General features: G+C 43.1%; 11 protein-coding genes. 6 read left to right on the top strand and 5 right to left on the bottom strand.

Going from position 1 to position 11,490, the window contains the following annotated elements; translation table 11 throughout:
• The first annotated feature begins 1 nt into the window (after window position 1).
• On the top strand, window positions 2-610 hold the full coding sequence (locus CH376_RS09080) for a hypothetical protein (RefSeq protein WP_100785627.1): 609 nt from the start codon (window positions 2-4) through the stop codon (window positions 608-610).
• Window positions 611-731: 121 nt separating this feature from the next.
• On the opposite strand, the gene CH376_RS09075 is transcribed toward CH376_RS09080, so the two are convergent.
• From CH376_RS09075 to CH376_RS09050, 3 genes are all read right to left on the bottom strand, one after another.
• Complete coding sequence (locus CH376_RS09075) at window positions 732-1,100, bottom strand: VOC family protein (RefSeq protein WP_100785628.1); 369 nt, start codon at window positions 1,098-1,100, stop codon at window positions 732-734.
• A gap of 1,054 nt (window positions 1,101-2,154) precedes the next feature.
• Window positions 2,155-2,514: a hypothetical protein gene (locus CH376_RS09060; protein ID WP_100785630.1), complete on the bottom strand. Its 360-nt coding sequence runs from the start codon at window positions 2,512-2,514 to the stop codon at window positions 2,155-2,157.
• Between the two features lie 223 nt (window positions 2,515-2,737).
• Window positions 2,738-3,895, bottom strand: coding sequence for a DUF1343 domain-containing protein (locus CH376_RS09050; protein ID WP_100785632.1), 1,158 nt, complete (start codon window positions 3,893-3,895; stop codon window positions 2,738-2,740).
• 161 nt (window positions 3,896-4,056) lie between these two features.
• Between CH376_RS09050 and CH376_RS09045 the strand changes: the two genes are divergently transcribed.
• Window positions 4,057-6,582 (top strand): cyclic nucleotide-binding domain-containing protein, encoded by a 2,526-nt coding sequence (locus CH376_RS09045; RefSeq protein WP_100785633.1) that lies wholly within the window; start codon window positions 4,057-4,059, stop codon window positions 6,580-6,582.
• Window positions 6,583-6,990: 408 nt separating this feature from the next.
• Entirely contained in the window at window positions 6,991-7,569 is a 579-nt protein-coding gene (locus CH376_RS09035; RefSeq protein WP_100785634.1) for a hypothetical protein, read from the top strand.
• Window positions 7,570-8,485: 916 nt separating this feature from the next.
• On the opposite strand, the gene CH376_RS09030 is transcribed toward CH376_RS09035, so the two are convergent.
• Entirely contained in the window at window positions 8,486-8,986 is a 501-nt protein-coding gene (locus CH376_RS09030) for a VOC family protein (RefSeq protein WP_420843541.1), read from the bottom strand.
• Between the two features lie 205 nt (window positions 8,987-9,191).
• Between CH376_RS09030 and CH376_RS24220 the strand changes: the two genes are divergently transcribed.
• Entirely contained in the window at window positions 9,192-9,359 is a 168-nt protein-coding gene (locus CH376_RS24220; protein ID WP_165781750.1) for a hypothetical protein, read from the top strand.
• Between the two features lie 10 nt (window positions 9,360-9,369).
• Here the strand turns inward: CH376_RS24220 and CH376_RS09025 are convergent, their stop codons facing one another.
• Window positions 9,370-10,056, bottom strand: coding sequence for a hypothetical protein (locus CH376_RS09025; RefSeq protein WP_100785636.1), 687 nt, complete (start codon window positions 10,054-10,056; stop codon window positions 9,370-9,372).
• A gap of 164 nt (window positions 10,057-10,220) precedes the next feature.
• On the opposite strand from CH376_RS09025, the gene CH376_RS09020 reads away from it, so the two are divergent.
• Complete coding sequence (locus tag CH376_RS09020) at window positions 10,221-10,688, top strand: hypothetical protein (protein ID WP_165781751.1); 468 nt, start codon at window positions 10,221-10,223, stop codon at window positions 10,686-10,688.
• 9 nt (window positions 10,689-10,697) lie between these two features.
• Window positions 10,698-11,222, top strand: coding sequence for a hypothetical protein (locus tag CH376_RS09015; RefSeq protein ID WP_100785637.1), 525 nt, complete (start codon window positions 10,698-10,700; stop codon window positions 11,220-11,222).
• The last annotated feature ends 268 nt before the right edge of the window (window positions 11,223-11,490 follow it).

Genomic DNA, 11,490 nt, shown 5'->3' with positions numbered 1-11,490 from the left:
AATGGGCGGCGGTTATCATTCTCGTTCTCCGGAAGAATTCAGAAAATTTCTGGAGGAAAGCCGAAAGAGGTCCAGCTCCGGAAGATTCTCGAGAGTAAAATTGATCTTTGTCTTAAATCTGGTCTTGGTCGTTTTGGTCGTCGGGATGGTCGTAAAAACGATGACACCGGGAGCGTTTTCCGTTCAGTCCTCTTCTTCCAAATTAAGAATCGGCTCGGCCCTTGTTTACGTAAAATCGAGCCGAGAAGGAAAAGAAGGAGTTCCCACTTTTTTCCTCTTTATGAAAAACGAAGGCCACTCGAAAGAACTTCGATTTCCGGAAGAAGACAGAAAGTTTAGAATTCTTTTAAGCAACCAAGAAGGCCTCAACTGTTTGGAGAAGGATTGGGATATAATCGAAAGAAATCTGGATCCGGGAAAAATAGAATTTGCAAGGTTCCAATTTGACGAGAAGGAATTTTTGTCCCTTCCTCTCGATTGCAGAATTCAATCGGAAGGAAGTTTTTTGGAAAAAATTTTCCGAAGAAAGAGCAATCAGAGCGGCTTAAAATTAGAAGTGAAAATTTCCGGAAAGGAAGGGGAAAACGTTCTTACCATTCAGAATCTCTGATATTCTTTGAGGGTTCATGAGAATTTTATAAAGTATCGACCGCGACCAAATTCCTTCTCTGTGATTTTGCGGTTTCCTTTTTAAAACGGATAAAAAAAAGAAAACCCTGTTTCGGACTTTTTTACAACCATTCTAAAAATTCAAGACGGTTTCCAAACGGATCATCCAGGTAAAAACGAACCGCACCCGGGAGAGGATCTTCTTCTCGAGTGGTCAGACCGTGAGATTCGAGATGCTTTTTAAATTCGTAAAGATTGCGTACAAGAATCGCGGGATGCGCTTTCTTTGCGGGAATAAAAGAATCCGTCGTGCCAACGTGTATCTGATTTGCTCCGCACTGGAACCAGGCCCCTCCTTTTCGTTTTAAATTTTCCGGTTTTTCGATTTCGTTACAAGAAAGAATATCAACAAAGAATTTTCTTGAAAGCTCTTCTCCACCCTTGGGGATTGCGATTTGAACGTGGTCCAATCCGAGAATTTCAAAGTTCATGTTCTGGCTCCTTTGCTTTTCATTTTTATTAAAATGAATTGGATTGCGAGTCTAATTTCCTTCTTTCGGATTCTATGAAACCGTCGCCGATTCGGTAAAAATCCGCCTTACGCAAAGGAACCGGTTTTATTTTCAACTTTGGTAACTTAGAAAAATCAAATCATCTCAGAAAGAATAATATCCCGCGAATTCTTCCGAAAGACAAAACAGATCGACCTTTGATTTTCAAAAGGATTCAATTTTTGGAATTTGATTTTGTCTACATTTGTCAGGAATCTTTCTAAAGAACAAATCGACTCCAAAGGAAAGAATCGAGACTGATTTTCTTTGATTGAAAAGATACGATCGAGCAATCCTTTCCGCTTTCTTAAACTTAGTAAAACGGCGAGTAAGAATCCAATGCTTGCGACCTCCTTTTCGGAATTCGATTTCAAAATTTATTCTTAGGAAGAATTTATTTTGAGGCGTCTCTAAATCTTCCACGCATCCATGATCTTAAATAATCCTTCCCTTTCCGGTTGTATGGTGGAAAAAACTTTGTCGGAATCATTCGAGAACGTTCCTTTCGATTTCGGAAATTCGAAACTCCAAGGCTTTCCGTGAAAATTAAGTGTGGGAACTCTTACGTTCTTCCCATTGCAAAGAATGGTTCAGATCTTCGCGACGATGAGGATGGGACTAAATTCGTAGGAACTCACACGCCTCTGAAATATTAGAAAATGATTGATAGCCCCAAAAAGTCAATGCGACGTAATTCGTAGGAACTCACACAAAGTTAGAATTCGGTAAAACCCGATTCTTTTCCGTTGTCTCAAAACGTTTTTGTCCAATCGATTGTCGAGATTCTCAAGTCTCTCAAACATGATTTTCGGATAACTTGAATTTGACGGTGGTTAGAAAAACGACCGAGGGGATTTACTGTGAAAGAAAGCAGTCCAGTTCTTCCAAAAAAATCTGATACGATCCTTCTTAGTAGGAAGCGATCAAAGCCTGCCCCTGTTTTTGCCGTCTTGATTGCCGCGATTTCAGTTTTCAAAACGGGAAGTCGATGGATTCACCCGTTGACTTTAACGAGAGTCGTTTGTTTCTCTGTGTATTTTCTTTCCAAACGAGCCGAAGAGATCTCGTCCAGAGTGGCCCTTAAAAGAAAGAAGATCAAAAGAAATGCGGAAGGATAAATCATAAAACTAAAAAACAAATCTTTAGATATCTTCAGAAGAACCCGCTCTTCGACCAATTCGTCTCCTCCCGTCAAGTAATCGTATTCGTCGTAAAACTCCTCCGCATTCCGAAACAGTTCGTTCTTTCGAAAGCCACGATCGATTTCAAGGAACTTCGCAAACTTGTCGACGTCCTCAAACGAGCTGCCAAAGAACATCAAATAAAAGAAGAATTTTTTCACCACAGCCGGCATCGTCCAATCGTTTTTCGGCCGGTCAAATGAATTAACGGTTTCGCATAACTTTTATTCGAGCGATTCCCAACCTCGTCTAAAAAAGAACTTCGCACCGAAAACCCGCCGAAATTCGTAAGCTCCGGAATTTTTACTTTAGAATTCCAAGTCGGCTTCGAAGATGTATTTCCGACGCTCACGATCGAAATCGCTTTCGGAGAATTTTATTCCGAGCAAAATAATCTTAGGACAAACCACCGCCCAATACCTTTCTACACTTTTTCTTCCATCTTTTTTCCTCTTCTTTCAAATATTCGAATACAATGGAATCCGAATGTTCTCCGTTGAGATAATCCAATAAAAAACGGTCTCCGACGAGCAATTCTATCGCCGGACGATCCGATCGAAATTCGTAGGCTCCGTCTCGATAGGCGAATTCTTTCGGATATTCTTCTCTTAACAATCGGATCAGCTTTAAGGAAAAAAACAGGCTGTGAAACTTCTCAGGCTTCTTTAAAAGAATCTGATATCCTCCGCAAATTTCATCCTGGTGTTTATGAAACGTCGGAATGAATTTCAAAGGACGAAGAACGAAACTTTCTTTTTGAAAATTCTCTAATTCCTTTCTTATCCTTTCGTTTCCTTCTTCAATATAAGGCGCGCCGAAGGTTTCAAAAGGCCTGGTCGTGCCTCGGCCTTCGGAAAGATTGGTTCCTTCCAAAAGACACTGCCCGGAATAAACGTAACATGTGGAAATAAAAGGAATATTCGGAGAAGGAGGAATCCATAAAAATTCGGAATCTTTTTTCGAATACCAGCCTTCGCCGATCACTTTCATCTTCAAATCGAGGGAAAATTCCTTTCGATAGTACGTGAGTAATTCTCCGGGTGTTAGTCCGTGTCTGTGCGGAACACTTCTGACTCCGACGAAAGATTCATATTCTTCCTGAAGAGGAGTTCCCTCGATTCTTCTTCCCGCCGGATTGGGAGAATCCAAAACCAAAACGGAAATTTCTTCTTTACCGGCCCTGTTCCACTTCGAGATCTCTTCCAAAAAATAATAAGCAGTCGTCAAAAAAGTATAATAGCGCGCGCCCGTATCCCTGATGTCGATGATCACAAGATCCAGTCCTTCCAAGGATACGGAATCGGGAACAAGGCTCGATTCCTGATCACCATAGAGATTGATAAATTCCACGCCCTCCAAATCGTATCTAAGATGCGAACCCGAAACTTGGTCCTGGAGTTCGGCGAAAAGTCCGTGCTCCGGGAGGAAGATTTTTTTTAGATCATAATGTTTGTGAACGGTCTTAAAATGATATTCTCCATCGAGGCTGAAAGCGCTCTGATTTGTGATCATTCCGATTCTGGAAACTCGAAGAAGCTTTTCGATTTTATTCATCGTTCTTTATGGTTTTCAGGAGGCATAAGGAGTCAAGTTTTCCAAGAATCCAACTCGATTCTTCGCGTTGAAAACTGGTTTTTTCTTGAGCCTTGAAAAAAAGTGTTTTCCGCAGGGATTAGGAATAGTTTCTTTTTCATTTAACCTTCGATAATCTAACTATGGCATTTGATCCTTCTGTTCCACAACAACAAGCCCAGGCTCCCGCAGGAACGCTCCTATTTCCGGAGGGTTCTCCCGCAAACACACTGAACGTACTTCACAGTGGAACGGTTCGTTATCTGACCGAAATCCCCGGCGGAAGAAAATTAGAACTTTTCAAACTCAACGGCGCCAACCTCACTCCGGGTTCCGTCGCCCTTTTTACGAGCGGAAGATATCCGTTTCATCTCCAAGCCGAAGAAGCCTGTGTCATTTCAACATACGCGATGAATTCTCAAACCATCGGGAAGAGCGTGGGTTCCCGAGTTTCTTTAGGAATGATGGTTGCAAGAACCCTTTTGAGAGAAGTCACAGAACTTTTTAAAAAGGCGAATCAGATCCGAAAGATCACTTCCGAAATCGAAAAGGTGAACGATAATCTTTCCATTCTCTACTACCAATTCAATCCTAGCGTCTTTCCCGATATCAAACCCGGTTCTCCGATTCCGGAAGTATCCGCGGACATCGTGGATCCGGTGATGCGACTTTGCAGGGAAAATCTGAAATTATTTTTTGACAACGGAGGACTTCTTCCCGACAGACCGAGTCCTCAATTTTTAGAAGAAGAGCACGAATCCCAACTCACGAGACTTTATCCCGAAGAGATCGACTTTCAAGACGGAGAATTCAACTTTATCCGGAAACTCGTCCTTCAGGATCCGAAGATTTTAAACGCGCTTTTTACGGCGGATCCTTCGATGCTAACTTACGTTTGCGTAAAACTGGCGAACGTATTGGATCAGATTTCCGGAATTCTTAAAATCTGTCTCACGGATTTGGACGACGCTTTCCGTCTCTTTTTTGTCGGGGAGAACAGCCTCGTAGAAAAATTCTATCTCATCTTAGACATCACTTCTTCCGGTTACGGGACTGCTCCCGCGGAATTCGTCATTCCGGTTCTGGGAGCCGTGGCCGGAAAAATCGAAAAGTATAAAAATGGACATCAAGCGCTTTTCGGAGTTCCTGTCGCAGGCATTTCGCCTAACGCGGGCGCGTTCCAGACAAAAGCGAGCTCCCTCGCGAAGAAGATGGAAGAGACCGCGCCAAAAGCCGCGCCGGCTGCTGCTTCCGCCATTACCGCCGGTGTGGACGTGGATGCGATCCGCAAAGAATTAGACAATTCAGCCTCGGTCATCATTCAGTTCTCGGGCTTAGACGCCGAAAGGGTCAAAGAATTCTCCGCGCTTATGGTGAAAGTAAAAAGTCTGAAAAACCCGCTCGATCCCGAAGGCGACAATCGAAAGATTAGAAGGACTTTAGGAAGACACTATTGGGATATGTATCAGGCCTGCTTCATGAAATACATGAACTCGAATCGGAACGTTCCCAAGGCGGTCGATCTCATGTTGAAATACGGCTTTTTCGACGAAACGATGGTGGACGATTCTCAGATCGCCTTTATGTACACTCATAAGGACGCTCTGAATTCGGTTTCGGATATCCCGATTTCTTTGGGAACCGAGTGGCTGGAAAGAATTTATAAGAGAGAGATTCCGACGTCCTTGGACGAGATGGGGCAGAACTTCTTCGAAAAAGTGAAGATGGAAAACAGAACCATCAACATCAAAAAAGAATCGGACATTCCTCCCGAACTTGATAATCCGGATACGAGGTTGAAGTTCGAGTTCGCGTCTCTTTACGAGGCGAACGTTAGACTCACTTCGGGAAGTCCCGCGACTCACTTTCCGATTCTTACCAAATTTCATAGTCAGATGGCGATCGATAAGTCTTATGTTTCCAAGAAAATTCTTACCGATATCGTTCACGATCTGATGGCGATCGACTACTCCGTCTTTCATAGGGAAGTCATCTACAATAACAACGAGCTGGGAATCACTAAAGAATTTATTCAGAAATGTGTGATTCCCGATTTTATTCTGGTCCCTTCCATCGGAACCAAAGTTATGATGTGGCAAGATCTTTCCGTTCACAGAGGAGCCGGTTCGAAAGAAAGTCCCGGAAGAATCGTAGTTCCGATCTTCTCACAAGGCGATCTTAAAACGATGATCTCCGACGCGCTCGCCGCGTTTCGATGGGAACTTACCAAATCCATTCTCGGAGCGGAATGGAACAACGTTGGAAATCCTTCTATCACCGCGGATTATACCGACTACATCCAGTTCTTTAAGAAGAATAAGGACCTCTCGATCGAGATCAAAGAGAAACTTGCCGGAGACTTCAAGCGTTTCCGAAATGACAGGGACATCTTTGCAAACGATTATCAACTCTGGATCAAATATGAATCGGACGGCGTTCAAAGACTTAACAAAGTTGTAAGAAGTATTTTTTACCGCCACATTCCTTTCAGTAGACCGATCCGAGATAAGGTCGCAAAAACTCCCGCTTTTGGAGAAATTCACAATCGTTTTATCAACATTCGAAATCGTAAATTTACCGAATTAGAAAACCGTTATAAAAAATATCTCAACGCACTGGGTTCTCTTCCCGATCCTTTGCGGGAGAATTTGGAATTTTATCGAGTCTAAGTCGATCTCCTTTAGATTTTCAAGTTCAAAGTTCAATGATTGTCCTTGGAAAGTTTTTTTGACTCCGAAAGAAGAACCATTGTCGCCTTTACTTTGAAGCAGAGAAGAAGTATACGATTCAGAGTATTCAGATCTAAACGAGCGAACTTTCACCTTCGGTCTGACGTGTCGGAGCAGCGACGATTGTTTCGCACTCTGATTTTCGAAATGCGCTTCCCGACTTTCGCGATTTTTCTCACGCATAAGCGTGCGAAAAATCGGCAAGAGATTTGGGAGAACCTTAGCGAGCGTCTCGCAAACCGAGCGACAAAGCAAATGTGCGGAAAGGCAAGCGAAGAGTTACGATAGCAATCTCGAAGCGATGCGAGAAGCCGCAGTTAGGCGAGGCTGGACCGAAAGGAATTTCTCATGTTTAAAGATATCTTCAAAGAGAAAAAGACAACGGACGTTTACCCACTCATAGTACCGTCTGAATACTTTAAAACGGGTGCTTTTCCTGCACCTCAGCACCCACTACCGGACGAACGTCTCAGTTTGACGTGGGTTTTGCTCGCGGACCGGTCTATGTCATACGTCAATCCAGGAATGTCGGAGGCATTGCGGCGATCGGGATTTGATCTTCAAATTGATTCTTTGCGGCAATTGAAAGAACGCAGCACGGACTTAATCGCAACTCACGAAAAGCGTCGCGATGACGGTAGCCTCTTGTGGGTAGCAATGATGCATGACGATGGACTAGGATCATCGCGACTGCTCCTTGCATCTCAGCTCAACCAGCTATTTCCCGAAGGTTACGGCATCGCACTTCCAGAACGTAGCTGCGGTATGGCTTTCTCTTCAAAACTTTCGGTTGCGGAGAAAGACGATGTGCGAGGCATCGTAAAGAAATGCTTCGAAAGTTCGAGAATGAGTCCCATCCTCCCGGACCTCCTTGAGCCGGATGCAATAACAATTCCCTCGGAATGGACCCGCCCCCACTGCACATAAGTGCGGGGCTAAGTTTAGGTAAAGAATAGAACGGCGCTCTTATACAGTCGACGGGTCGGAAGTGCGATGACGGATGACTAAAATACCGCAGTTGCGTTTAGGCGAACTTCGTATAAGTGCGCAACCGACTAAGTATGAGGTGAAACGAATCACGAGGGATCTTTTGCTTTAGCAGGATTTGTCGGAACTACGACAATTTGTCTATCATCTAGATTTTCCGCGTTTAGGCGAACTTCGCATAAGCGCGTTAGCGAGAATTGAGTTTCTTTTTGCCTGCGGTGTAGGAACTACGACCCGAGAACTACATCGAAAAAACCAGCTGCGTTTATACGAACTTCGCATAAGCGCACGACTACGCGTGGATGAAGTAAAAAATAAACCGTGTCATCCTGTAGGCCGGCAGGTCGGAACTACGACAATTTGTCTATCATATAGATTTTCCGCGTTTATACGAACTTCGCATAAGCGCACGACTACGCGCGGATGAAGTAAAGAATAAACCGCGTCTTCCTGTAGGCTGGCAGGTCGGAACTACGACAATTTGTCTATCATCTAGATTTTCCGCGTTTAGGCGAACTTCGCATAAGTGCATTAGCGAGAATTGAGTTTCTTTTTGCCCGCGGTGCAGGAACTACGACCCGAGAACTACATCGAAAAAACCAGCTGCGTTTATACGAACTTCGCATAAGCGCACACCTCTTCCATCCAGATCGCCTGAGCGGAAAAATTAACGCGAGGACACGGGGGGGGGTCTTAGCGCTGATTCGCAAATACGATGCAAATCTTATCCGAAATAAAAGGCTGCAACTTGGAGCATGTGGAGTCTTTCCACGTTATGTGGCGCTGTGCACTCCAAACTTCCGAACAAGGATCCTATTCTTACATTTGATTTTTCAAATACGGATCGTCTCAGGTCTCAAGCGGCCGCTTTCTTTAGCGCCGCAATGTCGATCTTTCCCATCTTGAGCATAGCCTGTGTAACCCGTTCAGCCTTCGCACTGTCTTTATCCGAACGGAGTTTCAAAAGAATATTAGGTATCACCTGCCACCAAACGCCGAATTTATCCTGCACCCAACCGCACATACTTTCCTTACCGCCGCCCGCAAGGAGTTTCTCCCAATAATAATCGACTTCTTTTTGTGTCTCCACGTTGATCATGAAGGAAACACCCCAGTTGAATACAAACTCCGGTCCGCCATTGTAAGAAAAAAATCTTTGTCCGTTTAAAATAAACTCTGCCTGCATTGGATTCGCACTGAGAATTTTAGATTTCTTTTTGAAGATAGACACGTAAAACTTCGCCGCCTCCTTGGGATTTGCGTTGAACATAAGAAACGGTGTAATGCTGTGAGCCTTTGCGCCTTTCATCTGAAGTTGAGACGCGGTCGGTTTTGATTTTTTCTTTGGTTTCATGATCGCCTCGTTTGTCTCCCAAATCCTTTAGGAGATGACTCGACCTTTATGATAAAAGCTATGCGATCAAGGACAACTGAAATACAGAACTCTTTTGAAATTTATTTTGTGAGCGGTCGCAATCGGCATTCAAGAATTTGAAAAAAAATACTATGTAGAGAAGACGCCTCCATCGACCGTAGGCGAGATTCTATTTAAGGAATTCTTCTTGGAAAAACCGTTTCTGAAGATTATTTTTTTAGGATTTTGGAACTCAAAGAATATGGAAGTGTTGGCTGTAATCAAGCTGATGTACAATTTCTCAATCGCTTCCAATTGGATCAAAGGAATCGAGTTTCTGATTCCAAGATATTTTTTTGGAAAACTTTACGAATGAAAGAATCTTTTCAGATTTCTTCCAGAAGATACGGACGCGTATATTCTCGAATGATCTCAACCACGAACCGTCCCCAGCTTTTTGGATCATTCTGAGAAATTTCAATCTGCTTGATCTTTGGAAAGTAAGGTTGCGGTTTAAAAAGGCTGTGAGAAAGTTCGATTGCACGAAGATAATTGTCAACGCGCTTCACTCTCACAAAATTCAAAAGCTCCGACTGAACCTGACTTTGAGGAATATAACCGACGATGATCAATTTTGGAAAAAGTGATTTTTTCAAAAGATTGATAAATTCTCCGAAACTATCCACACGATCGATAAACCCCTCGTAAGCCCCTCCCCCGAGGTTCATAATCTGAGTTACGATATCCATCGTAAAAGAGACTCCTTCCGCGGAAGTCATATCGGAGATAATGACAATTCCTTCGTCCGGTTGAAAGGTTTTGAACATCTGATTTCCTTTGAATTGTCTTCTCAGGAGCTTAGCCGCAGAAATATCGATTTCCGCCGCTTTTGCGAGAATGGTTCTTCCGTTCGGGTCAAGAATCGGTTCTCTTGTTATAAGATATCTCTTTTTTGCAGCGTTCTGGTTCATCACTCGAAACGCCTTTACTTTTTCTTCAATCTCATCCAAAGAGCAGTATCCGATTTTTAATACGTTCTCTCTAGACCTTTTCTCTAACTCTGTATCTTCCATTTGAAGTTTTAGGGATGGCACGACTCGAAAATCGAGGTTCGAACTAATTACCCTTATCCCATTTTATCATAACATTTAATTTAATTTGAACAACTCGCTTCCCGACAATCGAGAAACAAGATTAAAACACTTGCGCCTTATTTCCATTTTTTCTGAATGGAATCATGCTTCCGGAACCGGAAAAAATGTCCCGATTTCGCTTCTTTTTACGGATTGCGAAGATTCTTCCGGTACTGATTCTACTTTCCACTCTTTTTTCTTGTGAGTCCGTAGAATTTATCCCCGAAACCGTTCTCAGAGAAGAATTCGGTTTTTCTCATAAGTCTTCTTGGGAAGAAATCGAAATTCGAAATTCTTCTCCTCCGAAACCGTATCGAACCTACGGCAAAATTCTAATCCGAACTTTTGCAAATGGGAAGGTCCCGGATTATCTGATCGCATCTCTCAAAAAGGAACTTTTTGAGAATCACATGGACGGCGTTATTTTCACGGGAAAGGGAATCATTAGCGTTCCTCCGACTATAGTTCAATCCGGAAACGGAGACGGCAATACCGTTGCAATCGGTTATGTAAACAACGAAATGGGAGTAATCGAAGGTGTCGCCTATCGATATAAAGACGATCGAAGGTAGATACGAATTATGAACAATCAAAGACAAAATTCTCCGAGAAGATTCAATAGCGAGATCTACGTTGACGCCGAGGATCGTTGGATCTTTAACGGGAACCGGATCATTCAAAAAGAAGTTCTTTCCTACTTCCGCAAAAATCTGCGCGAGGATGAATTCGGCGTTTTTATAGACAATCGTTTCGGCGAACTCTCCGAAAACGGTTATTTAGAATTGGACGGTTATCCGATCCATCTCACTTCCTGCAAAGAATCCGAAGGCACGTTAGTCTTCCTTTCAGAGTCGGACATCGTTTTTTCTCTCCAAGACCTTTCATTTTTTTTAGATGTCGACGGTTGTCTTTTTGCAAGAACTTCGAAAAATCATAAACTTAAGTTCAGACCGGATCGGAACTGCCTCTCGGATCTCAGCGCCTTTTTGGAGGAATCCGAGAACGGGATCGAAATTCGTTTCCGAGAGGAAAGAATCGCAATCCCCGATTCCGGTGAATCTCCTCGGGTTCCTGTTCCGACGGAATTTCGTTCGCCGATTTCTTGAAGGATTCTTTTAAAACTAAAAATGTGGGAACTCACACCTTTTTTGATTTTTAGAGAGCGATTGAGGATTTCGTAGAATGTCAAATGCGACGTAAGTTGTGGGAACTCTTACGTTTTAGTATTTCGGGGTATGATCAAAGAACTTGATAGTGTCCTTAAAGTTTCGCACAAATGAGAACTTGAGAAGAGCTCTCCTCACACGATCAAGCCATGAGCTTTAAAGTTTTTAACTCTTTTAATTTCTCCATGTCAACATACTTTTTAGTTCC

The organism is Leptospira adleri (assembly GCF_002811985.1).
Taxonomy (GTDB): Bacteria; Spirochaetota; Leptospiria; order Leptospirales; family Leptospiraceae; genus Leptospira; species Leptospira adleri.
This window is presented reverse-complemented; position numbering and strand designations above follow the sequence as displayed.